Origin of the sequence: Saxibacter everestensis (genome assembly GCF_025787225.1) — a bacterium.
In the GTDB taxonomy this organism is placed as follows: Bacteria; Actinomycetota; Actinomycetes; order Actinomycetales; family Brevibacteriaceae; genus Saxibacter; species Saxibacter everestensis.
This window is the reverse complement of sequence record NZ_CP090958.1, coordinates 887,010-911,869: the sequence shown is the minus strand read 5'-3', so window position 1 is coordinate 911,869 and position 24,860 is coordinate 887,010. Positions and strand designations below refer to the sequence as shown.

25 protein-coding genes are annotated in these 24,860 nt (G+C 63.5%); 10 read left to right on the top strand and 15 right to left on the bottom strand.

The genetic code is table 11. The annotated features are described in order from the left end of the window. Positions 1-11: 11 nt before the first annotated feature. The 6 genes from lplAB to serA all read right to left on the bottom strand — a co-directional run bounded on the left by lplAB (position 12) and on the right by serA (position 8,464). Complete coding sequence (gene lplAB, locus LWF01_RS04460; RefSeq protein ID WP_349639840.1) at positions 12-1,061, bottom strand: lipoate-protein ligase LplAB; 1,050 nt, start codon at positions 1,059-1,061, stop codon at positions 12-14. A gap of 15 nt (positions 1,062-1,076) precedes the next feature. Continuing rightward, positions 1,077-2,657 carry a citramalate synthase gene (gene cimA / locus LWF01_RS04455; RefSeq protein WP_349639838.1) on the bottom strand — a complete coding sequence of 527 codons (1,581 nt, stop codon included), beginning with the start codon at positions 2,655-2,657 and terminating at the stop codon, positions 1,077-1,079. A gap of 231 nt (positions 2,658-2,888) precedes the next feature. Further along, positions 2,889-4,253, bottom strand: a complete 1,365-nt coding sequence (locus LWF01_RS04450) for an MFS transporter (RefSeq protein WP_349639837.1) — start codon at positions 4,251-4,253, stop codon at positions 2,889-2,891. Positions 4,254-4,381: 128 nt separating this feature from the next. Further along, entirely contained in the window at positions 4,382-5,476 is a 1,095-nt protein-coding gene (locus LWF01_RS04445; RefSeq protein WP_349639836.1) for a branched-chain amino acid aminotransferase, read from the bottom strand. Positions 5,477-5,651: 175 nt separating this feature from the next. Next, the gene (locus LWF01_RS04440) at positions 5,652-6,698 is read right to left on the bottom strand and encodes a 3-isopropylmalate dehydrogenase (RefSeq protein ID WP_349639835.1); all 1,047 of its coding nucleotides are present in this window, start codon (positions 6,696-6,698) and stop codon (positions 5,652-5,654) included. A gap of 176 nt (positions 6,699-6,874) precedes the next feature. Then, positions 6,875-8,464: a phosphoglycerate dehydrogenase gene (gene serA, locus LWF01_RS04435; protein ID WP_349639834.1), complete on the bottom strand. Its 1,590-nt coding sequence runs from the start codon at positions 8,462-8,464 to the stop codon at positions 6,875-6,877. 161 nt (positions 8,465-8,625) lie between these two features. Here serA and pcp point away from each other — a divergent pair, with 161 nt between their 5' ends. Together pcp and LWF01_RS04425 are read left to right on the top strand one after the other, a co-directional pair. Beyond that, a complete protein-coding gene (pcp, locus tag LWF01_RS04430) occupies positions 8,626-9,297 on the top strand; it encodes a pyroglutamyl-peptidase I (RefSeq protein ID WP_349639833.1) in 672 nt (223 codons plus the stop codon). Between the two features lie 28 nt (positions 9,298-9,325). Then, positions 9,326-10,417: a GTP pyrophosphokinase gene (locus LWF01_RS04425; protein ID WP_349639832.1), complete on the top strand. Its 1,092-nt coding sequence runs from the start codon at positions 9,326-9,328 to the stop codon at positions 10,415-10,417. Positions 10,418-10,442: 25 nt separating this feature from the next. Here LWF01_RS04425 and LWF01_RS04420 read toward each other — a convergent pair whose 3' ends face one another. Then, complete coding sequence (locus tag LWF01_RS04420; RefSeq protein ID WP_349639831.1) at positions 10,443-11,891, bottom strand: GNAT family N-acetyltransferase; 1,449 nt, start codon at positions 11,889-11,891, stop codon at positions 10,443-10,445. A gap of 103 nt (positions 11,892-11,994) precedes the next feature. On the opposite strand from LWF01_RS04420, the gene LWF01_RS04415 reads away from it, so the two are divergent. Continuing rightward, on the top strand, positions 11,995-12,237 hold the full coding sequence (locus tag LWF01_RS04415; RefSeq protein ID WP_349639830.1) for a hypothetical protein: 243 nt from the start codon (positions 11,995-11,997) through the stop codon (positions 12,235-12,237). Positions 12,238-12,259: 22 nt separating this feature from the next. Here LWF01_RS04415 and LWF01_RS04410 read toward each other — a convergent pair whose 3' ends face one another. The 3 genes from LWF01_RS04410 to LWF01_RS04400 all read right to left on the bottom strand — a co-directional run bounded on the left by LWF01_RS04410 (position 12,260) and on the right by LWF01_RS04400 (position 14,829). Continuing rightward, the gene (locus LWF01_RS04410; RefSeq protein WP_349639829.1) at positions 12,260-13,105 is read right to left on the bottom strand and encodes an ABC transporter permease subunit; all 846 of its coding nucleotides are present in this window, start codon (positions 13,103-13,105) and stop codon (positions 12,260-12,262) included. Beyond that, on the bottom strand, positions 13,098-14,075 hold the full coding sequence (locus LWF01_RS04405; RefSeq protein ID WP_432762013.1) for an ABC transporter ATP-binding protein: 978 nt from the start codon (positions 14,073-14,075) through the stop codon (positions 13,098-13,100). Before LWF01_RS04405 ends, LWF01_RS04410 begins: the two co-directional genes overlap by 8 nt. A gap of 67 nt (positions 14,076-14,142) precedes the next feature. Beyond that, on the bottom strand, positions 14,143-14,829 hold the full coding sequence (locus LWF01_RS04400; protein ID WP_349639827.1) for a TetR/AcrR family transcriptional regulator: 687 nt from the start codon (positions 14,827-14,829) through the stop codon (positions 14,143-14,145). A gap of 18 nt (positions 14,830-14,847) precedes the next feature. Between LWF01_RS04400 and LWF01_RS04395 the strand changes: the two genes are divergently transcribed. From LWF01_RS04395 to LWF01_RS04375, 5 genes are all read left to right on the top strand, one after another. After that, positions 14,848-15,009: a hypothetical protein gene (locus LWF01_RS04395; RefSeq protein ID WP_349639826.1), complete on the top strand. Its 162-nt coding sequence runs from the start codon at positions 14,848-14,850 to the stop codon at positions 15,007-15,009. 10 nt (positions 15,010-15,019) lie between these two features. Beyond that, positions 15,020-16,222 (top strand): sensor histidine kinase, encoded by a 1,203-nt coding sequence (locus LWF01_RS04390; RefSeq protein ID WP_349639825.1) that lies wholly within the window; start codon positions 15,020-15,022, stop codon positions 16,220-16,222. Between the two features lie 134 nt (positions 16,223-16,356). Next, entirely contained in the window at positions 16,357-16,986 is a 630-nt protein-coding gene (locus LWF01_RS04385; protein ID WP_349640820.1) for a response regulator, read from the top strand. A gap of 136 nt (positions 16,987-17,122) precedes the next feature. Continuing rightward, positions 17,123-17,962 carry an ABC transporter ATP-binding protein gene (locus LWF01_RS04380; RefSeq protein ID WP_432761985.1) on the top strand — a complete coding sequence of 280 codons (840 nt, stop codon included), beginning with the start codon at positions 17,123-17,125 and terminating at the stop codon, positions 17,960-17,962. Then, positions 17,959-20,550 carry an ABC transporter permease gene (locus LWF01_RS04375; protein ID WP_349639824.1) on the top strand — a complete coding sequence of 864 codons (2,592 nt, stop codon included), beginning with the start codon at positions 17,959-17,961 and terminating at the stop codon, positions 20,548-20,550. Before LWF01_RS04380 ends, LWF01_RS04375 begins: the two co-directional genes overlap by 4 nt. Before the next feature lie 56 nt (positions 20,551-20,606). Here LWF01_RS04375 and LWF01_RS04370 read toward each other — a convergent pair whose 3' ends face one another. The 4 genes from LWF01_RS04370 to abmR all read right to left on the bottom strand — a co-directional run bounded on the left by LWF01_RS04370 (position 20,607) and on the right by abmR (position 23,033). Then, positions 20,607-20,993 carry a PadR family transcriptional regulator gene (locus LWF01_RS04370; protein ID WP_349639823.1) on the bottom strand — a complete coding sequence of 129 codons (387 nt, stop codon included), beginning with the start codon at positions 20,991-20,993 and terminating at the stop codon, positions 20,607-20,609. After that, positions 20,980-21,417, bottom strand: a complete 438-nt coding sequence (locus LWF01_RS04365) for a hypothetical protein (RefSeq protein WP_349639822.1) — start codon at positions 21,415-21,417, stop codon at positions 20,980-20,982. Before LWF01_RS04365 ends, LWF01_RS04370 begins: the two co-directional genes overlap by 14 nt. 103 nt (positions 21,418-21,520) lie before the next feature. Then, complete coding sequence (locus LWF01_RS04360; protein WP_349639821.1) at positions 21,521-22,315, bottom strand: putative protein N(5)-glutamine methyltransferase; 795 nt, start codon at positions 22,313-22,315, stop codon at positions 21,521-21,523. Positions 22,316-22,535: 220 nt separating this feature from the next. Next, on the bottom strand, positions 22,536-23,033 hold the full coding sequence (gene abmR, locus LWF01_RS04355; protein ID WP_349639820.1) for an ATP-binding transcription factor AbmR: 498 nt from the start codon (positions 23,031-23,033) through the stop codon (positions 22,536-22,538). Between the two features lie 135 nt (positions 23,034-23,168). Here abmR and LWF01_RS04350 point away from each other — a divergent pair, with 135 nt between their 5' ends. Both LWF01_RS04350 and LWF01_RS04345 read left to right on the top strand, forming a co-directional pair. Continuing rightward, positions 23,169-23,372 (top strand): hypothetical protein, encoded by a 204-nt coding sequence (locus tag LWF01_RS04350; RefSeq protein WP_349639819.1) that lies wholly within the window; start codon positions 23,169-23,171, stop codon positions 23,370-23,372. After that, positions 23,369-23,734, top strand: coding sequence for a type II toxin-antitoxin system death-on-curing family toxin (locus LWF01_RS04345; RefSeq protein ID WP_349639818.1), 366 nt, complete (start codon positions 23,369-23,371; stop codon positions 23,732-23,734). Before LWF01_RS04350 ends, LWF01_RS04345 begins: the two co-directional genes overlap by 4 nt. Before the next feature lie 95 nt (positions 23,735-23,829). Here the strand turns inward: LWF01_RS04345 and ilvC are convergent, their stop codons facing one another. Further along, on the bottom strand, positions 23,830-24,858 hold the full coding sequence (ilvC, locus tag LWF01_RS04340) for a ketol-acid reductoisomerase (protein ID WP_349639817.1): 1,029 nt from the start codon (positions 24,856-24,858) through the stop codon (positions 23,830-23,832). Positions 24,859-24,860 lie beyond the last annotated feature (2 nt).

The following is a 24,860-nucleotide window of genomic DNA, read 5'->3' as shown; positions in this document are numbered from 1 at the left end:
CGCCACTTTTGCTAGGGCACCCTTTCGGTCCACTCCCTGGTGCCGAACTTGGTGGCAACGCTCTTCTCGGCGAGAGCCATCTCATGATCGGAGATCGTGTCGGCACTGGCGCCATAGCGCGATACGAATGTATCGATCATCCGCTCGATGATGTCCTCCCGGGGCATGCCGGTCTGCCGGCGAAGCGGATCGACCCGTTTCTTCGCCGAGCCGTGGCCCTTGTCGGAGAGCTTTTCCTTCCCGATCCGCAGCACCTCGACCATCTTGTCGGCGTCGATGTCGTACGACATCGTCACGTGATGCAGCACGGTTCCAGCACCGAAGCGCTTCTGGGCCGCGCCTCCGATCTTGCCGTTCGCCGAGGTGATGTCGTTGATCGGCACGTACCAGGCCTCGACCCCCGCGCTTTTCAGTGCGGATAACACCCAGTCGTCCAGGTAGGCGTACGAATCAACGAATGACAGCCCCGACACCAGCTTGGACGGGAAGTACAGCGAATAGGTAATGCAGTTGCCGCCCTCCATGAACATTGCTCCGCCGCCCGATACCCGGCGGGTTACCTGCACTCCGTGCCGGGCGGCCCCCTCGGGATCGACCTCATTCTTCACGGACTGGAACGATCCGATGACGACTGCCTTGTCCTCCCACTCCCAGAACCGAACGGTTGGCTTGCGTCGCCCGGCCGCGACCTCCTGCGCGAGCACCTCATCCAACGCGACGTTCTGCACTGTCGGCAGCACCGGCGAGTGGATGATCTGCCAGTCGAAGTCTCTCCAGTCCGCGGCATTACCGATCGCCCGGCGGACGGCGATGGCCACCGCATCGGGCGTGAAGCCGTTCAGCTCTGCGTCGAGTCGAAGCGCCGCCTGAATCCGGGACGCAAGCGTTGCCTGATCGGTGTCCGCTGGAGCACCCCTGACTGCCCGGTTGATGTCGTCCAATGCCTCTTCGGGTTCGAGGAAGAAGTCACCGCTGAGCTGGAAGTCATCGATCCTTCCATCGCGGACCTCAAGGTCCACAACGACCAGCTTTCCGCCGGGCACTTTGTACTCGCCGTGCATGCTCCCCCTACTTGCTTAGTTCTTCACCAGGAAGTAGACCAGTGAATCGAGCAGCGCCTGCCAGCTGGCTTCCACCACATTCGAGGCGACACCGACAGTTGTCCACCGACGATCACCGTCCGTCGATTCAATCAGAACCCGGGTGACGGCATCCGTACCGCTGGCGGAATCGAGGATGCGGACCTTGTAATCGACCAGCCGGACCGCGGACAGCTGCGGATAGGCCCCGGACAACACCTGGCGTAATGCTTTGTCCAGCGCGTTCACCGGGCCGTTGCCCTCGACCGTCGTGATCAGCTTCTCGCCCTTGACCCGGACCTTGACCGTTGCCTCGGCGGTGTCGATGTCGTTCGCGCCATGGGTGCCCTTGGCGACTACGATGGTCCGCCAGTTCGCCACCTGGAAGAACTCTGGTCGACTTCCGTCTGCTTCTTCACGCAGCAACAGCTCGAAGGAGGCGTCGGCGGCATCGAAGGTATAGCCCTTTGCCTCGAGCTCCTTCACCCGATTGGTGAGCCGGCCGAGCAAGTCGTGGTTGCCGGCCAGGTCGTAGCCAAGTTCCTTGCCCTTGAGTTCGATGGATGCCCGTCCGGCCATGTCCGAGATCAGCATCCGCATATCGTTGCCCACCTGGACCGGGTCGATGTGCTGGTACAGGTCCGGATCGACCCGGATCGCAGAGGCGTGCAGGCCCGCCTTATGGGCAAAGGCGCTAGAGCCGACGTAGGGCTGCCGTGCGCCGGCCGGAATGTTCGTATGCTCGCTGATTGCGTGCGCGATGGAACTGGCCTCAGCGCGATGGCCCTCCGGAAGCGTATTCAGTCCGAGCTTCAGATCCAGATTGAGTGCCACGGTGAGCAGGTCCGCGTTTCCGGTTCGCTCGCCATAGCCGTTGATCGTGCCCTGTACGTGCGTTGCGCCCGCTTCGACGGCGGCAATCGAGTTGGCCGCCGCGCAGCCGGTGTCGTTATGGGCGTGAATGCCGAGCCGTGCATTCGGCACCTCGGCGTGCACCCGGCCGACAGCTTCGGTGATCCAGCTGGGCAGCATGCCGCCATTCGTGTCACAGAGCGCCACGAGTTCGGCACCCGCTTCATGCGATGCCGCAACCACGTCGAGGGCGTAGGAGGTACTCGAGCGGAACGAATCGAAGAAGTGCTCTGCGTCGAGGAACACTCGCCGGCCCTGGGCGGTCAGAAACCGGATCGTGTCGGTGATCATCGCCAGGTTCTCGTCAGCCGTGGTTTTCAGCGCCCGCTCCACGTGACCCAGGTGACTTTTTGCCACCAGAGTGACAACGCTCGTGTTCGCAGCGAGCAAGGCATTGACCTGCGCGTCGTCCTCAACCGCAACGTTGGCCTTCCGGGTTGAACCGAACGCGGCGAGTGTGGCGTGTTTCAAGTCCAGTTCACCGGCGCGGGCAAAGAACTCGGTGTCTTTAGGGATGGCGCCCGGCCAGCCGCCTTCAATGAAGTCAACTCCGAGTTCATCGAGTAGCCCGGCGATGGTGATCTTGTCGGCGATCGAAAGGTTGAGCCCCTCCTGCTGGGCGCCGTCGCGCAGGGTCGTGTCGTAGATATGCACCGAGTTACTCATGAGCCGATTCCTTGCAAGTCCAACTATTTCTGCCAACAAAAAACCCTCCGCTTCGGGCAGAGGGTAGACGCGCGGCGTGCCTTCGGTCAGAAGGCGCTACTCGCGCGCTAGGTAATACTGATCGCCGTGGTGTGCATCACCCGGTCATAATTGCAGCTTTCCCGGCTCCCTGCAACAACGTCTCAGTCGTTGGGCGGCCACGCCCGGAACCGGTGTGCCACGGCCGAGCGGTCAGGCCAGTTGCTCGGCCCGGGTTTCCCGGGTGAGCACGGCCATCGCGATTACCGCTACCAGCACAAGTGCCGCCGTCCCGGCGAAGGTCCAGGTCAGACCGAAAAGCGGCCACATTATCGCGAAGAGTAGCGGGGCTATGCCGGTGGCGAGCCGGGATGCCGCGGAGGCCCAGCCAAATCCAGAACCGCGCAGCTGGGTCGGGTACAACTCGGAGACGTAGGTGTAGAGGGCAGGAACCGATACCTGGATGAAAAATCCGAAGCACAGAATCGAGATTTGCGCCGCCACTGGATTGCCAAGCATGAGGGCGAACGCCAGCAATGAGGCCGCGGATAGGACCGCGGAGACACCGAGAATCCATTTCCGGCCCACGATTTCTACCAGCCAGGCGCAGACAATGACGCCCAGTATTCCGATTCCGGTCATACCTGCCGTCACCATGAATGCCGCCTGGTCGCCGTAGCCGACCGATTTCAGGATCTTCGGCAGCCAGGTCAGTGCGGCGTAATAGGTCAGCAGCACGCTGACGAACAGCAGCCAGCTGACCAGCGTGATCCGCCAGGAAAATGTCCATAGCCGGGCCAACTGCCCGGTGAGGGCGGAGAGGCTCATCGACGGCTTGATGCCGGCGGCCGGCAGGGTCCACTCCGTTTGGCTACCTCCGGTTCGCTGCACCAGCCAGCCGATCACCTTGTTCGCCTCATCGCGCTGACCTGAGCGAGCCAGGTAGAGCGGCGATTCCGGCACTGACCGGCGAACCCAGACGACGAGCAAGGCGGGGAGCACCATCACGAGCATCAGCAGGCGCCAATTGTCGAAGACGAGGAGCGAGGCGGAAACCACGGCGCACAGGGTCGCACCAATCGGCCACCAGCCGTCCATCGCGGTCAGAACGCGGCCGCGCTGCCTGGTTGGGGTGAACTCGCCGACCAGTGCGTAGTCGACCGGTATGCAGCCGCCGAGGCCTACGCCGGCCAGGAACCTGAAGAGGCAGAACACCTCGATTCCCGGACTCGCGGCGCCGGCAACCGTGAACAGCGAGAACATCAGCAGTGTGAGGGTGAATGCGCGCTTTCGACCGATCCGGTCAGCGATGCCGCCCCAGACGAATGCCCCGAGTGCCATCCCGATCAGGTTGGAAGTCGCCATCCACGCTGCCTGTCCCGGCCGCAGGGACCATTCCTCGCTGAGCAGCGGAATCAGGAAGCCGTTCAGCGCAACGTCCCAGGCGTCGAACATGAATCCCAGGCCGCCGATCACGAAGATGGCGCCTTGGGTACGCCAGCGCCAGGGCAAGTTGCCAACGACCTGGTCACTGGTGGGCAGGACGCGCTGGGCCGGGCTCGCGGCATTGCCGATCATCAATTGCTCCAAGTCATCGAGTCAGCGGTCATCGAGTCGCGGTCATCGGGCGGCAGTCGTCTGGGCGGCAGTCACTCAGCGAAAGGGGACCAGACCGACATCCGGCCCGGTCCCCTCGGTATCGCTGCCTAGACCAGCCGGGTGAGCCAGCCGTTAGTGTCCTCGACCCGGCCGTACTGCAGGTCGAGCAGTTGCTTGCGAAGGGCGCTGGCCACCGGTCCGGTGGCGTCCGTATCGTGCTTGATCCGGTCGTCCGGGGTGACAAGTTCCCCGATCGGTGTGATCACGGCAGCGGTTCCGCAGGCAAACGCCTCGGTGATCTCGCCGCTGGCTGCGCCCTCGCGCCACTCGTCGATCGACACCCGGCGCTCCTCCGGCGTGTAGCCGCTTTCCCTGGCCAGCTGAAGCAGCGAGGAGCGGGTCACGCCGTCGAGGATCGAGTCGCTGAGCGAGGGCGTCACGATCCGCCCGTCCTTGTAGACCAGGAACAGGTTCATCCCGCCGAGTTCTTCGAGGTACTTGTGCTCGACCGCGTCAAGGAAGGCGACCTGGGCGCAGCCGTTCGCTGCTGCCTCAGACTGTGCGAGCATCGATGCGGCGTAGTTCCCACCGCACTTCGCGAAGCCGGTCCCGCCTGGCGCGGCGCGATTGTAGGTCTGTGACAGCCAGATAGACACCGGCTTCACTTCTCCGCCGAAGTAGGCGGCCGCCGGCGAAGCGATCACGTAATAGTCGACCTCGTGCGAGGGGCGCACGCCGAGGAACTTCTCACTCGCAATCATGAACGGCCTCAGGTAGAGGCTGCACTCGTCCGCATCGGAAGTTGGCGTCGGAACCCAGGCGGCATCCGTGCGCACCAGCGCGCGAAGCGAATCGAGGAAGGTCTCGGTGTCGAGCTCCGGCAGCGCGAGCCGCCGGGCCGACTTCTTGAAGCGCTCGGCATTCTTCTCCGGGCGGAAGGTCCAGACCGAACCGTCCGCATGCCGGTAGGCCTTGATGCCTTCGAAGATCTCCTGCGCGTAGTGCAATACGGCAGCCGCCGGGTCCAGGGATAGCGGGCCGTAAGGAACAACCTCGGCGCCATGCCAGCCCTGTTCGGTCGTGTAGCGAACATGCGCCATGTGATCGGAGAAGTAGTCGCCGAATCCGGGCTTGGCCAGGATGGCGTCACGCACGGCGTCGGAAGTGGGCTGGGAGTGCTTTCGTAAGTCGAAGCTAGTCATCGTGGCTTCCTTTTAAGACGGTGGGATATAGCTATGACGATAACGCCACCGGATGACGGCGGCGAGGGCCGGATGGAAAATGCGCCCGGGGAATGGCATAGGCGCGGCCGCTGACCTTTCGGTCGTTGCGGACGCGCCCAAGCCGTTGACGTCGCTCAGTGGTTCGGTGCGGGCCTTACCCGGCGACCAATCCCGCGAGGGCATCCCCGATGTCGCTCGTGCTGCGGATCGCGCCGCCCCGGGCAGCGAGGTCCTTCTCGACGGCGGACTCGATCAGCTCGGCAACGTCGTCGAGGCCGAGATGTTGGGCCATCAGGGCGGCAGACAGCACACATGCCGTCGGGTCCGCTTTCTGCTGCCCGGCGATATCCGGTGCCGAGCCGTGAATCGGCTCGAACAGCGAGGGCGCCGTCCGGTCCGGGTTGATGTTCCCGCTGGCGGCCAGCCCGATTCCGCCGCTGACTGCGGCTGCCAGGTCGGTGATGATGTCACCGAAGAGGTTATCGGTCACGATGACGTCGAAACGAGAAGGGTTCGTGACCATGAAAATTGTGCACGCATCCGTGTGCAGGTAGTCGACCGCGACCTCCGGGAACTCCAGCGCGACCTTTTCGACCGTGCGGCGCCAAAGGTGGCCGGCGTGCACCATGACGTTGTGCTTGTGCACGTAGGTGAGCTTCTTGCGTCGGGACTGCGCGCGGGCAAAGGCATCGCGAACTACCCGCTCGACCCCGTAGGCCGTGTTCACCGAGACCTCGGTGGCAACTTCGTGCTCGGTACCGTAGCGCAGAACGCCACCCTGACCGGTGTATGGGCCTTCGGTGCCCTCGCGGACGACCACGAAGTCGATTTCACCGGGGTTTGCCAGCGGGCTTTCGACGCCGGCGAACAGCTTGGTCGGGCGGAGATTCACGTAGTGGTCGAAGCCGAAACGCATCTTGAGCAGCAGGCCACGCTCAAGCACGCCGGAAGGCACATCGGGATCGCCCACGGCGCCGAAGAAAATGGCGTCATAGCCGCGCAGTTCCTCAAGCTCCTGATCGGTTAGCGCTTCGCCGGTTTCGTGCCAGCGCTTCGCACCGAGTTCATAGTGGGTGAAGTCCAGGCTCGCGTCTGTGCCGGTAGCCTCAATCGCGGCTTCGAGAACCTTGAGGCCTTCGGGGACGACTTCGTGTCCGATGCCATCGCCCGGAATGACTGCAATCTTGAATTCGGAAGACATGGCTTTAGCCTAACCCGCCCGTCTCGCGATTCGACACCATCTGCCAAATAGCGAGACGGTCCGCGGGCTTCGAGCCAACCGCGGACTCAGTCGTGCCAACCGCGGACCTCAGTCGTGCCTTTGCTGCCGACTCGTGGGCTATTTCCCACGTCTCGGCGACAAAGGCACGATTGACCTCAGTCTTCCAGGCTGACCGCCGTCACTGTGTCGGCTCCGATCTGATCGGCGACCCGCCCGACGGTTTCCGAAGGAATCAGCGAATCGACGGCGAGTACCGCGAGAGCATTTCCGCCCTCATTCTTCCGCGCGACCTGCATCCCGGCGATATTCACCTTTTCGGCGCCCAATGCCTGGCCCAGCACGCCGATAACACCCGGACGGTCGGTATACGAAACGATCAGCAGATTGTCGCTCAGCGGGATTTCCAGGTCGAAACCGTTGACGCCGACCAGCTTCTGAATCTGCTTCGGCCCGGTGAGCGTTCCGGACACCGAGATCTGCGAGCCGTCTGCCTTGGCGGCACGGAGGGTGAGCACATTGCGGAACTCGTCTGCCTCGCCGTCGGTGATCAGTCGGACATCGATTCCGCGCTGCTCGGCAAGGACCGGGGCGTTCACGTACGACACCTGCTCCGACACGACATCGCGGAAGAGTCCCTTGAGCGCTGCCAGCTTCAGTGCGGATACGTCCTTGTCGGCGATCTCGCCGTGTACCTCGACATCGAGCGAGGTAATGGACGAACCGGCGAGCGCGGTGACGACCCGGCCCAGGCGTTCGATCAGCGGGATTCCGGGCCGGACATCTTCATCAATGGCTCCGCCGGCGACGTTCACGGCATCGGGCACCAGCTCGCCGGAGAGCGCCAGGCGGACCGACCTCGCGACCGCGACACCGGCCTTTTCCTGAGCTTCCTCGGTCGAAGCGCCCAGGTGCGGCGTCACAACGACGGAATCGAAGTCGAAGAGCGGCGATTCGGTCGTCGGTTCCGTTTCGAACACGTCGATGCCGGCGCCGCCGACCCGGCCATCGGCCAGGGCGTTCGCCAAAGCGACTTCGTCAACGATTCCGCCACGGGCCACGTTGATGATCCGCACGGTCGGCTTGACCTTGTTAAAAGCCTCCTCGCCGATCAGGCCGATCGTCTCGGGGGTTTTCGGCATGTGAACCGTGATGAAGTCCGACTCGCTGAGCACCTCGTCCAGGCTGAGCAGTTGCACGCCCATCTGAGCGGCTCGCGCCGAGGAAATGTAGGGGTCGTAGGCAACGACCTTCATGTCGAACGCCGCTGCGCGCGCCGCGACCAGGGCGCCGATCCGACCGAGCCCGACGATACCGAGTGTCTTTTCATACAGTTCGGTTCCGGTGAACTTCGAGCGCTTCCACTCCCCTGCCTTCAGCGAGGTGTTGCCGGCGCCGATATTGCGGGCAGAGGCAAGGATGTGCGCGAGCGTCAGTTCCGCCGCTGAAATGATGTTGGAGGTCGGTGCGTTCACGACCATGACGCCGGCGCGGGTGGCTGCCGGAACATCGACATTGTCCAGGCCGACACCTGCCCGGGCAACGATCTTCAGGTTTTTTGCTGCCTCTAGGGCCTCGGCATCCACCTGGGTGGCCGAACGTACCAGGATGGCGTCCACGTCGGCGAGTGCCGGAAGGAGGTCGGATCGGGAAGCGCCGTCGACGTGCCGGATCTCGAAATCCGGGCCGAGGGCCTCGATTGTCGCCGGTGAGAGTTCTTCTGCAATAAGAACTACTGGCTTGCTCACGCGGGTTTCCTCCTGGGAATGATGGTCGAGTGAAAGAATCGGATGGGTTACTCGGGCGCTACAAGTCTACGGGTCGCTTGTGAATGCATTCACGAGAGTCCACGATCCGGAATTTCCCAAGCAGATTCGACGAAAGGCAGGTAAGCGTGAAAAGTGTCTTGATGACCGGGTTCGAGCCGTTTGACGGCGAATCGTCCAATCCATCCTGGGACGCAGTACGCCAAGCGGCCGCAATCTGGGATCGACCGGAGCCCTTGGTTACTGCCCGGCTTCCGTGTGTCTTCACACGATCAGCCGAGGCACTTCGCGGTCTGTTGCAGGAGCACCGGCCCGACGTTGTGATCTGCGTGGGGCAGGCGGCGGGCAGGTCGGACGTGACACCTGAGCGGGTGGCGATCAATATCGACGACGCCCGTATTCCGGACAATTCCGGCGAGCAGCCGGTTGATGAACCGGTTGTGCCCGACGCGCCGACGGCATACTTCTCAACCCTGCCCATCAAGGCCGCCGTGAGCGCAATGCGCTCCGCGGGGGTGCCCGCCTCGGTGTCGCAGTCCGCCGGCACCTTCGTGTGCAATCACGTCTTCTACCAGCTGATGCATATGGTGGCCGGGCCCGACGAAGCCGATCGACGGCAAATCGGCAATGGCGTTGAGGCCCCCACCGGGATCCGGGCCGGCTTCGTCCACGTCCCCAATTCCATTGAGCAGGCTGCCGGCTCGGGAAAACCAGGACTAGGGATAGATGTGATGGCGACGGGCCTGATCGAGACCGCTTTGGCAGCGCTCACGGTTGAGGCCGACCTTCGGATTGCGGGCGGCGCAGAATACTGACGATTGACCCAGCAGCTAGATTAGAACTGTGATCAACGACGTCGGCGAGGGAAATAGCTCCCAGATATCACCCGTGTCCATTGCCGATGCGGTCGACGTGTACGCCGAAGCGCTCGGCGACTTCTCCGAAACCACGACGGCGCTGGAGCGCCGGGTGATTGAGACGCTTGCGGATGATGGGGTGGACGTCCTGTTCGTTCAAGGCCGTACCAAGACCCCCGAGTCGTTGGCGCGCAAGCTCGCCCGACTTGATGCCGCCGGCCGGGATTTCGACGATCCCGTGCGCGAGATGCACGACCTGAGCGGGCTGCGCATTATCACCGCGCTTCCGGAACAGGTCCCCGACGTCGTCCGCTCACTCAAGCGGGGTCGTTGGTTCTATTGCCTGCGCGATCAGGAAAAGGACACCACGATCCGGGAGTCCGGTGTCTACGGCTACATCAGCCGCCATCTGGTGTGCGCGGTGCGCAGCACGGGCGAGCTTGGCAAGGCAGAGATCCCGCTGACCTCTGCCAGCACCGGCGCGGCACACCGACGCACCTCGCGAGCAGTCACTTTCGAGATCCAGGTTCGTACGATTCTGTCCCACGCCTGGGCGGAAATCGAGCACGACATCCGCTATAAGAATCCGAATCCAGTGGCGTGGACCCCGGCGCTTGACCGGGCATTCACCCAGACTGCAAGCCTGATCGAGGCGGCCGAGACCGCGTTCGCCTCAATTCACGACAATCACCAGCAGCTGCTGCGCTGGCACAAGGAACCCGAGAAACTCAACAGCAAGAACCTCACCGAACTCTGTGACATCGTGCTGCCACACGTGGACCGGAACACCGAGGAAAGCCTGGAATTCGCCGTCCAGCTGCTGGCCGACAACGACATCACGTCGACCCGCGAACTGATGGACCTGATCTCGGCCGAGGATGTCACCCTGGTCCGGAAGCGGATGGCGCACAGCTATGAGCCCGGGCTGGCCCGGCTGATCGATGATCTCCTGCTGCAGCGATACGGCGAAAAACACATCGCCGCCACAGTGCAACACGGCGGCGAAGACCGGGAAGCCAAGCTGCGCTCACGCCTCAGGCTGCTGACCGAACCCGAAGCCGAGCCCGAGGACGCGTAGCGGCCCGCGGCTAGTAGCCGTCGGCTTAGAAGTGGGTTATGCAGTAAGCCGCTCGATCCAGGGCGAAGAGCTTCCGGGCTCGCTCCGCGCTCCCGGCGGAATGCACGTCGATCTGACCTCCGGCGGCGAGCACGACTGGATCGGCACCGCCAAGGTAGATCGACGCGAGCGCCGACACGTCCATGCTCAGGTCCGGGTGCGCGGTTTCGGCGCCGGCCAAACTGTCAACCGTGGCCACGCCGTCGGTCACCGAGATCCGGTAGGACCCATCGGCGAATCCGAGTCGGTCCTGCAGCGCGATGGTAAGTGTTCCATCATCGGCATAGCGACGGGTTTGCAGCGCGGCAATCGGATCGAGAATGCGTAGCCACAGCACGTCCTCTGTATGGGTGGTATTCACCCGACGGGAGTCGGTCAACATCCATGGCAGCGGATCGTCGATGGCCGCCTCTTCATAAGTAACCCGATTCACCAGGTCGATCGATCCGAGGAACTGCCAAAGGCCCTGTCGGGCCTCGCCGTTGGCGGCGACCAGGTCGCTCACCTTCACAGTGGTGGGGTCGGTGTCCCAGCCGGCGAACTTGTACCGGACGTAGCCGTCGATCTCGCCGTTCTCGTCGTAGTGCAGCGCGGCCCGCGCGCCGCGATCGGGTTCGGCGCTATCCTCGCTGATTGTTCCGGCGGCGAGCTCCCGGTAGAACGCCTGGCGGCCGACCGAGCCCGGTGTTTCGGCGTGAAACTTCGCGAATATCTTCGGGGCCAGCTCGCGCAGCGCGGCCGGCTTCGTCAACTCCACCCGGCCGGTGGAGGGGCGGAGGAAAGACAGCCCGCCAGTCGTGTCGACCGAAATAGTCCGCGACCAGGTCGCCGGCCCAAAGCCGAACCGACGGTAGATGCTTGCCTCGGAAACGGTCAGCGCGGCGATCGGAAAACCGGCTTCTTTCGCACCGGCCAGGTCGTTGCTGATCAGCGTGCGCAACAGGCCCTTGCGACGATGGGTGGGCCGCACCGTGACGGAGGTGATCAGATGGCCGTTCACGCTTTGGCCGAAGCCGATATTGATCGGGTTGTTGAATGTGCTGTACGTCGCCACCGGATGGTCCATGCCGAGCGCGCCATCCGGCGTCTCAAGCTGATATGCGCCGATCAGCGCGCGATTGTCTTCGATAACCAGAGCGACTCGCTGCTTCAGCTGTTCGTCCGTCGGCTCGTTCATATGGAAGCCCTGCGATGTTGCCGCCATCCAGGCAGCCGTCTGCGCACCGGCAGCCTCGTCGTCCCGGGCGGCGCGGAACGTCCGAAGCTCGTAGCCCGGCAAGTTGACCGGCCGCGTCACCTGCTGCTCCGACGCCAGCCCCTGAGCCGGGTTCCCGGCAGCTGGCTTTGCGGGCGAGCCGGCGGCCTGCTCTGCTGAATTCTCCCCTGCCACGTTCCCGAACGAGGCGTCGGCGGTCTGCTGTTCTAAATTAGTCACCGGTTCAGCCTAGCCGGAACCACCGACAGCCTGCGCGGGTTTATAGTTCGAACCAGCGCTCGTCTCTTCACAAGTCGAACGCGCGCCGATAGTAGGAGAGCTGTTGACTAAAGCACTGTTCACCCTCGCCGCAATAGTCGTCATCAGTGTGATCGCAGCGACAATCTCGGCGAGCCGGCTGATTCTTCTGGGCCTTGCTATCGACGCCGACCCGCCGGCCGAGGTCTCAGTCGACACCGCAGGATGGGTAATTCTGCTGGCATCGGTCATCCTGTTGACTGGATCAGTCATCGCCATCATCGGCTTGCTAGTCACTAACCGGGGACGCAGCCAACGCGCGGGCTAACGACTGGTCGCCCGAGTTTCCTCTAGACCCCGATGTCGCGCCGCCGCAGCGTGAATGCTGTTACGGCTCCGAGGACGAGAGAAACGGCGTAAAGCCCGATCACGGCGCCCCAGTCGGCGCCGTTCGTCATCGGATCATCCGCATAGGCCCAGCTGTACGGCGACAGTGCGTGCAGCCATTCGAAATCGGCGCCCTGGTTGCCGATGGCATTGAAAACGTAGCCAAGCACGGCAATGAACGCACCGCCACCGATCCCCCACACCCGCCGTCCGGTGAGTGCCCCGGCCAGCAGGGCGACAGTCCCGCTCAGCAGCGCCAGGCCACCGAACAGCAGGCAGCTTCCGAGCAGGTGAACGCCGTCGATGTCCAGCTCGGCAGGCTCGTTCAGCAGCAGCACCAGAACAAAGACCAGCGCGGAGAGCAGCAGCACCTTGACCGCCATTGCGGCAAAACGCTCCACCGCGACCTGGACGCGGGTGACGCCATGCGCCAATGTGAGCTCAAGCTGCCCTGATTCCTCGTCACCGCCCAGTGCGGCCGCGCCCCAGCCGATCGAGGCGATGCTTGCCAGCAGAAAGCCGATCAGTCCGAAGATGGTCGACTGAGTGTAGCCCGCCCCGGTGCTCAACTGGTTGTAACCAATTGTCTCGGTGAGTTCCTTGGGCAGGGTGTCGATCAGGTCCTGCATCTGGGCATTGCCACCCAGGCTGGGGAACAGTGGCAGGTACAGGAAGATGGCGGCGGCCAGTCCCAGTGCCCAACCAAGCAGGGAACGCCAACCGTCGCTGAATGCCTTGGTGAAAACAGGCAGCTGCGAGCGGCTGACATCCACGCCCCTGGTAGCGGCCGCAACAGATGGACTAGACATGACGGTTCTCCTTGCCATCGATTGAGCCGCCATCGATTGAGCCGCCATCGATTGAGCCGGCATAGAGCTTGAGCACTGACTCTTCCAGGTCAGGCTCCTCCAGCACCAGATCGCTGAGCCGCAAGGTCGAGATGGCCTGGATAAACGGTTGAATATCGCCTTCCAGCGAGGCCGTGGCCTCGGCTCCCCCATCCTCGGAAGCGCGGCATTCAAGGCCGCCCAGGCCGTCGAGTCCGGCAAGGCGGCGGCGTAGTTCCGGGGCAGTTATCCCGGTTGCGGTGATCCGGAGGTGCCGGATCGCGGAGTTGCGCAGTTCCTCCACCGTGGCGGTTTTGACTATCTGGCCATCCCGCAGAATGGCGACTTCGTCCGCAGCCTGCTGGATTTCGCTGATCACGTGCGACGAAAGGAATACAGTCTGGCCCGCGTCGCGCGCCTCGCGGACCATCCGCAGAAATTCCTGCTGCATCAGCGGATCCAGTCCGCTGGTTGGCTCATCGAGGATCAACAGTTCCGGCTGGTGCATGAACGCCTGAACTATGCCCAGCTTCTGCTTGTTTCCCTTGGACAGCTTGCGTACCGGACGATTCAGATCCAGGGAGAAGCGGTCGGCGAGCTCCTCGATTCTGCCCCGGCGCACCGGGCCGGAAATGTCGGCGTAATGCTGCAGCAGCCGCTTTCCGTTGATCCTGCCTTCAAGGATCAGTTCACCGGGCAGGAAACCGATTCGCCTGCGCAGCTCGGGCCCCGCGTTCCGGGAGTCGACGCCCAGCACGGTTGCGTGCCCCGAGCTGGGTCGGATGATGTCAAGGAGCGAGCGCATGGTGGTGGTCTTTCCCGCGCCGTTCGGCCCGATCACCCCGAAAACGCTTGCCCGTGGCACCGCGAAGCTGACGCCGCGCAGGGCCGGCTTGCCGCCAAATGTCTTGGTCAGATCAACGACCTTGATGGCGTTGCCGACCGCTACCATAGCTGGAGCCTGCCGGCCCGTCCTGCTGGTCGTCCCGATGTGACTCATGGTTTCAGTTCCTTTCAGTTCACCTGGTCGTGGACGAAGTCGTCGGCGTGCCCTCTTCATCGGCAGAAAACGCTTCCCGGGTCGCCTTGAGAAAGCTGTCGTCGGTGTAGAGGCCGTAGGTGTAGAGCTCAAGAGCCGGCACGGCCATCCGGCGCATCAGCTCCGGACCCAGTCCGTCGTAGCCGAGCGCATTCGCCAGGGGTGGGTTCATGGTCAACATGCCTAGGCTGGTCGCCACGATCAGCACCGCTAGTCCGCGGGGGTCCGAGGATTGGCGCATGCTTCCGTCGGCAATTCCGGCCTCGACGATCGCCTCCGTCTCATCCACCAGGCTGTCCACGAACTTGTGACCGGTGGGGGTCTCCTCGGACACGGCGCGCGCCAGGTACCCGATATGCACCTGGTGTTCGGCGGGATTCTCCAGATACTTGCGGATGACGTCCTGCAGGCCGGCCGGTTTCGCCTTGTCGTGGGCAGTGTCGATCAGGTCACCCAGCACATAGTCGTCACACGCGGTACGGAGGGCCTGTTTGCTGCCGAAATGGTGGATGACCAGCCCGGCACTGACCCCCGCGGTGGCCGCGATGGCGCGCAGATTCGTCTTTTGGAAACCGTCCCGGGCGAAGTGCCCGATGGCCGCGTCCCGGATTTTCGCCTTGGTGTTGAGGTCCCCTGTCGCCGGAGCGGCCTCACTCGCTATACGCATGTTCAATATACTAAACGCGTGTTTAGTCCGAGGCAAGCACAGGACGAATCAGTGCTGGATCACGTGGAAACTGCCGCGGAAACTCCGGATGTCGATCGGCTGGCCTACGACCCTGGTCTGATCCGGCGAAGGGCCAGATACCGCGCCGGGGCGAGGCCGGAGGCCAGGCCGGGTGGATAGAGTCTTGAGTATGCGAAAACGGGAACGGATCTATCTTTGGCTGCGCGAGCATCCAATCCTGATCGATTCGATTTTCGTTGCCGGCCCGCTGACACTGCTGTCACTGCTCTTCATCGGCGTCAATACATTTCCACTCTGGCCACTCACCCTTCTGCTGACGCTCGGCATGACGGTGCCGCTGGCCCTTCGCCGAACCCAACCGGTGCTGTCCGGGGGAATTGTCGCCTCGTCCGCTCTGCTCTATTGCGTACTTGGCATCATCCCGGTGACAAACATCATTGCCGTGCCGCTATCGGTCTATGCACTCACCGCTTATGCGCCGCGCCGCGCCGGCCGGGCCGGCCTGATTGCCGGTCTGGCCGGCAGCGCACTGTTCGGCCTGCGATATGGGCCGATGATGGACACCGGCAGCCTACTGTTCTCGCTGATCACCGGCGCATTTCTTGCCCTGATGTGTGCAAGCCTCGTTCTGGTGTCATGGACGCTCGGCGACCTCACCCGGGTACGACGACAGCAACTCGCCGATCTCGCCGAGCGCAACCGGCTGCTGGAGATCGAACGCGACCAGGAGGCGCGGCTCGCCGCCAACGCCGAGCGGTCACGGATTGCCAGGGAGATGCACGATGTCGTTGCGCATTCCCTGTCGGTGGTGATCGCCCAGGCCGACGGCGGGCGCTATGCCGCCGCAACCGACCCGAAGGCCGCCGCCGAGGTACTTGAAACAATTTCAAGCACCGGCCGGGCGGCCCTCGCGGATATGCGCCGGCTCCTCGGCGTACTGCGCGAAGGCGCAGACGACATCGACACCCGTCCACAGCCCGGCATCGTCGATCTGCCGGAGCTGGTTGACGCGGTTCGGGCCGCCGGGCTGCCGGTGAGCTACGAGATACGCGGCCCCCAGGTCGAGCTTCCGGCCGGTCCCGCGCTGGCTATCTACCGGATAGTTCAGGAAAGCCTGACGAACACGATGAAACATGGCGGTCCCGAGGTGTCCTCGCGGGTGCTGCTGGACTTCGCACCGAACGGCGTCGTAGTCACAGTTCAGGATGACGGCCGCGGCGCCGGCGCAGATCCCGTCGACGGCAGGGGTCATGGGATCGTCGGAATGAACGAACGCGCGACGCTGTACGGCGGGACATTTTCCGCCGGGCCGCACCCGGGTGGCTACCTGGTGACGGCGTTCTTCCCGTATATGATCCCAACCTCCGGCTAGCCTCCCAATAGACCCGACCATCACCAGCACGAGATATTCAGAATCGGAGACCATTCGTGTCCCAGCCCACAGCCCCCGCCCCCATCCGGGTAGCCCTTGTCGACGACCAGGAACTGCTGCGCCGGGGATTCAAGATGGTTATCGATTCCCAGCCCGACCTCGAGGTAGTGGCCGAGGCGGCAAACGGCAACGACGCCATTCAGACGCTGCTGGCCACCCGCGTCGATGTCGTTCTGATGGACGTCCGGATGCCGCAGCTCGATGGGATCGAGGCGACGAAGCGTTTGCTTGCCGAGCAGCAGGCGGGCCGGATCGCGGACCTGAAAATTGTGGTTCTCACCACCTTCGATATCGACGAGTACGCTCTCGCCGCGATCAAGGCAGGCGCCAGCGGCTTTCTGCTCAAGGACGCGCCACCCGAGGAACTTCTCGACGCCATCCGCACGGTCTACCGGGGCGACGCCGTTATTGCTCCATCGACCACCCGGCGACTGTTGGAACACGTTGCGCCGCTGATCACGGTGGAGAAGGACAGTTCCGGTGCGCCCAGTCCGCTCGAGCGGCTCACCGAGCGCGAGCTGGAAGTGATGAAGGAAATTGCCCAGGGCTTGTCGAATTCCGAGATCGCAGCGAAGTTCTTCCTTTCCGAAGCAACTATCAAAACGCACGTCGGCCGGATTCTGTCCAAGCTCGAGGTCCGCGACCGGGTACAGGCCGTTGTGCTTGCCTACGAACAGGGACTGGTCAAACCAGGGAGCCCCTGACAGCTGACTTAGGCGTACGCAGCCTGCCTGCTCCGTCATCCTCAGGTCGTACCGAACCCGGCACCGGTTCGGAGTGCGGGGCGATGAAAGATCGGCCGGGAATTCATAGCGTTGGGAATGAACGAATTCACCAACCATGAGGAGTTACCCCTTGAGCGTCGATCCGTCCGGCCACGGTCGTCACAGCGACAGCACGACACCAGCAACCGCAGCCCCGCAGACCGCGGCAGAGATCAGGGACTTCGCCGTTTCCGCGGTCGACCTGCGCAAGTCCTACGGGAAAGACCAGACGAAGGTGCACGCCCTCGCCGGCGTCACCGTGGGATTCGAACGCGGCCATTTCACTGCCATCATGGGCCCATCCGGCTCAGGCAAATCGACGCTGATGCACTGCCTGGCAGGCCTGGACAGCGCCACCACCGGTCAGATCTGGCTCGGCGAGACCGAGATCACCGGGTTGAAGGACAAGGAACTGACCAGGCTGCGGCGCGACCGCGTCGGCTTCGTGTTCCAGTCGTTCAACCTGGTGCCGACTCTCACCGCCCGGCAGAACATCCTGCTTCCGCTGGAGCTTGCCGGTAGATCCCACGACGCCGAGTGGTACGACTACGTCACCGAGGTACTCGGGCTCACATCCAGGCTGCGACACAAGCCGCACGAGCTCTCCGGAGGTCAGCAGCAACGGGTTGCCGTTGCGCGCGCGCTGCTCAGCCGGCCCGACGTGATTTTCGGCGACGAGCCTACCGGTAACCTCGATTCCGTTTCCGGTGCCGAGGTGCTCGGCCTGCTTCGCCGGAGCGTACGGGAGCTCGGACAGACCGTCGTGATGGTCACCCACGATCCCGTGGCTGCGTCCTATGCCGACCGGGTCGTCCTGCTGGCCGATGGAAAGCTGGCAGGAGAAATCACAGATCCAACCGCGGACGACGTTATCGAAGCCATGCGCGGACTAGGTTCGGCTGGTGTCGCGGCATGAAGACGGCAACCTGGGCGCAGCTACGCGCCAACATTCCCCGGCTGCTCGCGGCGGCCGTCGCGATCATCCTCTCGGTCGGATTCATCGTCGGCACCCTGACCCTGTCCGACACCTTCAACCAGACGGTTGAGAAGGCTTTCACCGCGACCCTGGCGAAATCCGATGTGACTGTAACCCCTGAGGAAACGACGCCAGAGCAGCAACCGTCGGATGCTGCGGCTACCAAGGAATCGGCAGCAGCGGAGAAGTACCTTTCGGCGCTCCGTTCGACCGAAGGGGTCGACACAGCCGGTGCGCTCTACCAAAGCTATGCGGAGCTCCGCTTCGGCACCAAGAGAACCTACGCGGAACTCACCGCGCTCCCAGCGGAAAGGCTGCGTTGGCAGCAGCTTGCGTCTGGCGACTGGCCACGGACTGCCGACCAGCTCACCGTCGACAAGGACACCGCGATGGCGCAGAGCGTCGGCGTCGGCGACTCCGTGACGCTGTTGAAATCCGAAATCGACGCCGAGTCCGGAGCACTGAAAGAGACCCCGGTCGACCTCACCATCATCGGAATTACCAAACCGGAGGGATCGGTGATCAACAGCGGAGCGGCGACCGTGGGAATGACCGAGGCGGGACTCAAAGAGGTTTTTCCCGACCTGACACCAATCTCCTATGGCGTGGCCGGGGCCGGCAGCTCGGACACAGACCTGGCGACCTCCGTTTCTTACGCCCTTGACCAGGCCGGCCTCGGCTCGGCACAGGTTCAAACCCGCCAGGAAGCACTTGCGGAGAAACTGGACCAGGTGGTTGGCAGTACCCAGATCCTGACCACTGTCGTGCTGGTCTTCGGCTTTATCGCCCTATTGGTTGCCGGCATCGTGATAGCAAATACGTTCCAGGTGCTCGTCGCCCAGCGCACCCGGGAACTCGCCCTGCTTCGATGCATCGGCGCGGACGCCGGCCAGGTGCGGCGTTCCGTGCTCACCGAATCGCTGGTCCTCGGCCTTGCAGCTTCCGCTCTCGGGGTGCTGGTTGGTTACGGCCTGGCCAGTGGGGTTGCACTGTGGAGCCGGATGGCGAACAGCGGGATTCAGCTCGGAACAGCGCAGCTCAGCGTAGCCAGCATCTCGATCGGCATGGTCGTCGGGGTCGTCGTGACAGTCGGCGCGGCGTTGTCACCCGCGAGGCGGGCTACCCGGGTCCGTCCGCTGGCAGCCCTGCGACCCGCCGACGAGGTCGACGTGAAATCCAAGCGCGGCATGGTCCGGCTGATCATCGCCTTCCTGATGATCGTCGTCGGGATCGTCGGGCTGATTGCCGGCGCTCTCAAAGTTGGCATCACGCTGGCATTGCCTGCCGGCGCACTCACGTTCCTCGGGCTCCTGCTGGCGTCCTCGCTGCTGATTCCACTGGCAGTGCGCGCAGTCGGCATGCTGGTCAGCTGGACCGGTGTGCCCGGTAAGCTCGCGGCGCTGAACGCGGTGCGCAATCCGGGCCGGACGGCCGCGACGGCCGCTGCCTTGTTGGTCGGCGTCACCCTGGTCGGGATGATGATCGTCGGTTCCGCCTCGGTTCGCACATCGGTTCAGAACCAGATCGACGAGCGTCGCCCGGTTGATCTTTGGGTGCAGACGACCAATCCGGACGGCCTGACCGAGAATCAGCTCAGCGCCGCGGCCACAGAGCCCGATGTCCGCGAATCGGTCGTGCTCGACGGGACGCCGGTCAGCTTCGGCACGGAGGACAGCGCCGCCGATAGCACGGAAGCCAGCACGGACAGCCCACTGATAGCGCTCGGCGCACCGGCTTCCGACATCCAAAAAGTTGCCCATTCCGGTGGCCTGGTACCAAAACCGGGGCAGCTGCTGGTTAATCCGATCACGCTGAACGAGCTGGGAATCGCCAATCAGACGGTGAAGACCGGTTCCTCAATCGCCGTTACCGCCGGCCACGACACGATTGAACTGACGATCAAACATGAAAACCGGGTGCCGGACGGCGTCATCATGGTGGCTCCCGGCGACCTGACCAGACTTGATTCCACTCCTACGGCACAACAGGTGTGGCTGGAGCTGGATCCGGACCTGAGCTCGTCGGAGATTCAGAGCGTGCAGTCGAACATCATGTCGCACGGTGACGAGCTCAGCGTGTACGGCGGTGCAGCTGAGCGTGCAATCTACGGCGAAGTGCTGGACATGCTTCTGCTGGTCGTACTGTGCCTGCTGGCGATTGCCGTTGTGATCGCACTTGTCGGCGTCGGAAACACCATGGCGCTGTCGGTGCTGGAACGACGCCGGGAGTCTGCCCTGTTGCGGGCCATGGGCCTCACCAAGGGGCAACTGCGCGGCATGCTCGCGATCGAGGCGGTACTGGTCGCCGCGGTCGCCGCGGTGCTCGGCGTCATTTTCGGTGTCTTCTTCGCCTGGGCAGGCGCCGCATCGATCCTGATGGAGACCGATATCACCGCGAGCTTGAGCATTCCGTGGGCGCAGATCGGGACGGTCGTTGCCGTGGCCGCCATCGCCGGTTTGCTTGCCTCGGTGCTGCCGGCCCGCAGAGCCACGAAAATGACTCCGGTGGAAGGCCTGGCTGTCGACTAAGCCCTGCTTGCCGGCGGCTGCCCTCGGGCCGCCGCCGGCTGCGGTGGCTCCGGCGACTATTCGACGACTGCCGCCAGCGCCTCCAGGTACCTGGAGCTTCTGGCATAGCTCAGCGTCGTCTGCAGATAGTGCCGGAGCACCCGTTCGCCTGTCTGGGTCAGCTGATACGTCTTCCGCCGTGCACCGGTTCCGGGAGCGGGGCCGGAGGTGAACGTGATCAGGTTGTTTCCGGCCAGCCGTCGTAGCGCCCGGTGCAGGCTTTGCTCGTCGACGTGCAGGCTTCCTTCGCTCAGGGCACTGATTCCATCCCGGATCTCGGCAGACCAGCAGGGTTTTTCATGCAGCACCAGGAGAATGAACTGCATGAGCGCACTCTTCTTGTGAATATCGGACCACGACGCGACCATAGCGGCTTCGAAGTCGGTGACGTCAGACGTCGACATCTTCGAACCCCTTCGATAGGAACGCCCCGAGCGTGTGTATCAGCAGCCCGATCCCCCAGAATGTCGCCATCGCGTAGAGCGCGCCCGACCAGGTCGCCGCGACGACATCGGCCCGGCCATCCAGGCTCAGGATGCCTGCATGCAGCCAGTAGCTTCCGTTGACGAGCAAGAACGCCATGACGTGCAGGAAGTAGTAGGCGTAGCGCCGTTGCCGGATCGCCGGCCGTCTGACCAGGTAGAAACCTGCGATGAAACATGCCACAACGGCCAGCAAAAGCGTCGAGCGAACGGTTATTCGCCCATCGTCAGCAAATGCGATCACGGCATGGGTAGCGATAAGGCCGGCAATGACACCGGCAACGTACACGACGACGTCCTTGCGGCTCAGCGAGCGGTGCCCGGCTGGTCTGGCGATAGCAGACATATCAATCAGCTCCTTAGGTACTATTCCTTAAGCATAGTACCTTCGGCGAGCAATAGGCAACAAATTTCTTAACCCTCGCCGACAGCTGCCGGGGCAGCACGGGTCACGAGTCGGCCAGGCCGATCACGACCGTCGCATCCAGTTCGTCGGAACTGGTCACCCTCGGAGTCAGTCCGTTGCGGGCGAAGATGCGGGATGTCTCACTAGACTGACGCTCGCTTGTCTCGATCAGCAGATGCCCGCCTGGCGCCAGCCATTGCGTTGCCGCGGCGGCCACTCGCCGCTGGACATCAAGGCCGTCCGCACCGCCGTCGAGCGCAACCCGGGCCTCGTGCAGCCGGGCTTCCGGAGGCATAGTGGCGATCGCCGCCGTAGGGACATAGGGCGCGTTCGCGACCAGGACATCGACCCGACCGCGCAGCGCTGTAGGCAGCGGCTGATACAGATCGCCTTCGAGCACCTGCCCGGCCGAGCCAATGTTTCGCCGGGCGCAGCGCACCGCCTCCGGGTCAATGTCCGTGGCGTACAGCTCGATGCCGGGCACGGCCGCGAGCAGCGCGGCGCCGACCGCGCCCGAACCACAGCACAGGTCGACACCGACCGGACTATCGGCTTGCTGTGCGAGCATGATGGCCTGACTGGCGAGATACTCGGTGCGGCGACGTGGTACGAAGACGCCGGGCTCGATCGCGATTCTTAAGTCCCGGAACTCCGCCCAGCCGAGAACCTGTTCGAGCGGCTCACCTGCGACCCGGCGGGCCACCATTGTGTCGAGTCCGGCTGCAGACGATGCCGCGGACACGAGCAACCGCGCCTCGTCCTCGGCGAAGACACAACCAGCGGCCCGCAGGCTGGCTGTGATTGTGGATTTAAGCTCGGTGGAAGGAGAAACTGACATGGGAGCGCCTTTCGATTCTGCTTACGGGCGCTACCTGCGTCACCTGCGTCGGATGAACCGCACGGCCGTGAGAGGGAGCACCCGACCTGATACTGCGGTAATGGGTCTCACCTCCATCAACTGCGTCACGTGCTGAACACGGCAATACTAGCGAAGCCAGTCCCGATCAGACACGACAGGGCAAGGCATGCCCAGCGCACGAACATTCCAGTCGGTTCACTTACACCTTTGGGCCGGCAGCTCGTGCCGCCTCGACTCCGACGAGCGCCTCCCGAAGCTGCCCGATCCACTCACCCTGGTGCTGCCCGACCAGGCGGACCGACCAGACCAGCGCATCCGAGCGCGACCGCGCAACGCCGGCATCCACAAGCGTGTCGAGAACCTGACGCTCGGACTGCCTGAGCCGGGTCATCACCGGCACCGAAAGACTGGTGAACAGCTGACGCGTCTGGCCGCATACAGCTCCCCAGGCAACCTTGCGCCCGAACCGGAGCTCAGCTTCGTCCGCGATTCGCATTCGCTTTCCCCGGGTCTCCTCCCGGAATCGCTTGATCCGACCGGCTTCCGCCGCTCGCTGTGCGCCTTCGGACTCGGCACCTGTCGGAGCCTCGAGTCGGCCGACGACCACGATTTCGTCCCGGTCGACACTCACCTCGGGTGCAGTCTCGAACCATTCGTCCGGCAGGCGCCCGATCATCCAGCCCTCGTATTCATCCATGTGATGATTACACGCTTACACTAATTACCTGTCAAGACTTCGACGAGAAAGATGGCCGCTGATCGCTCAAGATAGGGGGCCTCGCAACCGAAGGTGCGAATAGCGGCAGTAGTACCAAAGCGGTACCATTGGTTCATGGCACTCAATCTCAGATTGTCGGAAGAGCAGGACGCCGCGCTGACCCGGCTCGCGAAAGAGCAGGGAACCAGCAAACAGGTCGCCGCGACGACGGCGATCATGGCCGCCGCAGATGCCGCCGAACGCAAGTTGCAGTTCGACGCAGCGCTCGATGAGATCCTGAATCGTGACGCAGGACTGCTCAAGCGCCTGGCCGAGTGAAATACCTTCGAACCGAAGAACTCCTGGTCATCGCCACTCGGCTCGGCGTTGCCCAGGTGCGCGACATAGGCCTCTTGGACTCGGCCGCGTTCCGACCGCAGAGCGTGCTCTTCGGCGAGGCAGCCTATCCCACGATTGAGGCGAAGGCGGCCGCCCTGTTCGAGTCGCTGGTCCGCAATCACCCGCTGGTGGACGGCAACAAGCGGCTCGCCTGGACCGGCACCAAGCTGTTCCTGGTCCTGAACGGATACGGCCTGTCTTCCGCGGAAGACGATGCGTACGACTTCGTCATCAGCGCCGCGGCCGGCGAGCTGAGCTTCGACGAGATCGCTCGGTGGTATCGCGACCATCTAACCGGCTGATCGCCTCCGCTTACACGAACGAACCGGGCCGCCACTCCCTGGATAAGGAAGTGACGGCCCGGTGCTCAAGGGCGATCGGTTAGCGCCGAGAACACTTAGCGTGCGGCGGTGCCTTCCACGTAGTCGTCTTCACTGCTCTTGACCCAGCTGAACATCTTGCGCAGTTCGCGGCCGGTTTCCTCGATTGGGTGCTGTTCGGACTTGGCCCGCAGCTCCTTGAACTCCGGAGCTCCGGCGTCCTGGTCGTCGATGAAGCGCTTGGCGAAGTTGCCGTTCTGGATGTCGGCGAGGACAGCCTTCATATTGTCCTTGACATCTGGTGAGATGACCCGGGGGCCGGACACGTAATCGCCGTACTCGGCAGTGTCGGAAACCGACCAGCGCTGCTTCGCGATGCCACCCTCGACCATCAGGTCAACGATCAGCTTGAGCTCGTGCAGCACCTCGAAGTAGGCCACCTCGGGCTGGTAGCCAGCCTCGGTCAGCGTCTCGAAGCCATACTGGACGAGCTGTGAGGCGCCGCCGCACAGAACGGCCTGCTCGCCGAACAGATCGGTTTCGGTCTCTTCGGTGAATGTGGTCTTGATGCCGCCGGCCCGTAGTCCGCCGATGCCCTTCGCGTACGACAAGGCGACGTCCCAGGCGGTGCCGGACGGATCCTGCTCGACGGCGACGATGACCGGAACACCGCGGCCGTCGACGAACTCGCGGCGCACGATGTGGCCGGGTCCCTTCGGCGCGATCATCACGACGTCGACATTCTCCGGCGGCTTGATGTAGCCGTATCGGATGTTGAAGCCATGGCCGAAGACCAGAACATCGCCCTCGCCGAGGTTCCCGGCAATCTCGTCTGCGTAGAGGTGACGCTGCACCTGATCGGGTGCGAGGATGACAACGACGTCCGCCCAAGCGGAAACCTCAGAAGGAGTGCCTACGGCAAGGCCTTCGGCTTCCGCCTTTTCCCGGCTCTTCGAGCCTTCCTTGAGTCCCACCCGGACCTCGACGCCGGAATCACGCAGGCTTAGCGCGTGGGCGTGTCCCTGGCTGCCGTAGCCGATCACAGCAACCTTGCGGTTCTGGATCAGCGAAAGGTCGGCGTCATCGTCATAGAAGAGCTCAGCCACAG

Coding starts and splice junctions, on each gene's coding strand:
- LWF01_RS04450 (WP_349639837.1), bottom strand. CDS start 4,253: ATGATCGGCAATGCCGCGAGCCCGGCCCAGCGCGTCCTGCCCACCAGT.
- cimA (WP_349639838.1), bottom strand. CDS start 2,657: ATGAGTAACTCGGTGCATATCTACGACACGACCCTGCGCGACGGCGCC.
- LWF01_RS04385 (WP_349640820.1), top strand. CDS start 16,357: ATGGTTATCGATTCCCAGCCCGACCTCGAGGTAGTGGCCGAGGCGGCA.
- LWF01_RS04390 (WP_349639825.1), top strand. CDS start 15,020: ATGCGAAAACGGGAACGGATCTATCTTTGGCTGCGCGAGCATCCAATC.
- LWF01_RS04405 (WP_432762013.1), bottom strand. CDS start 14,075: ATGGTAGCGGTCGGCAACGCCATCAAGGTCGTTGATCTGACCAAGACA.
- LWF01_RS04365 (WP_349639822.1), bottom strand. CDS start 21,417: ATGTCTGCTATCGCCAGACCAGCCGGGCACCGCTCGCTGAGCCGCAAG.
- LWF01_RS04380 (WP_432761985.1), top strand. CDS start 17,123: ATGAGGAGTTACCCCTTGAGCGTCGATCCGTCCGGCCACGGTCGTCAC.
- LWF01_RS04370 (WP_349639823.1), bottom strand. CDS start 20,993: ATGTCGACGTCTGACGTCACCGACTTCGAAGCCGCTATGGTCGCGTCG.
- LWF01_RS04410 (WP_349639829.1), bottom strand. CDS start 13,105: ATGTCTAGTCCATCTGTTGCGGCCGCTACCAGGGGCGTGGATGTCAGC.
- LWF01_RS04350 (WP_349639819.1), top strand. CDS start 23,169: ATGGCACTCAATCTCAGATTGTCGGAAGAGCAGGACGCCGCGCTGACC.
- LWF01_RS04375 (WP_349639824.1), top strand. CDS start 17,959: ATGAAGACGGCAACCTGGGCGCAGCTACGCGCCAACATTCCCCGGCTG.
- abmR (WP_349639820.1), bottom strand. CDS start 23,033: ATGGATGAATACGAGGGCTGGATGATCGGGCGCCTGCCGGACGAATGG.
- LWF01_RS04445 (WP_349639836.1), bottom strand. CDS start 5,476: ATGACTAGCTTCGACTTACGAAAGCACTCCCAGCCCACTTCCGACGCC.
- LWF01_RS04360 (WP_349639821.1), bottom strand. CDS start 22,315: ATGTCAGTTTCTCCTTCCACCGAGCTTAAATCCACAATCACAGCCAGC.
- LWF01_RS04400 (WP_349639827.1), bottom strand. CDS start 14,829: ATGCGTATAGCGAGTGAGGCCGCTCCGGCGACAGGGGACCTCAACACC.
- LWF01_RS04440 (WP_349639835.1), bottom strand. CDS start 6,698: ATGTCTTCCGAATTCAAGATTGCAGTCATTCCGGGCGATGGCATCGGA.
- lplAB (WP_349639840.1), bottom strand. CDS start 1,061: ATGCACGGCGAGTACAAAGTGCCCGGCGGAAAGCTGGTCGTTGTGGAC.
- pcp (WP_349639833.1), top strand. CDS start 8,626: ATGACCGGGTTCGAGCCGTTTGACGGCGAATCGTCCAATCCATCCTGG.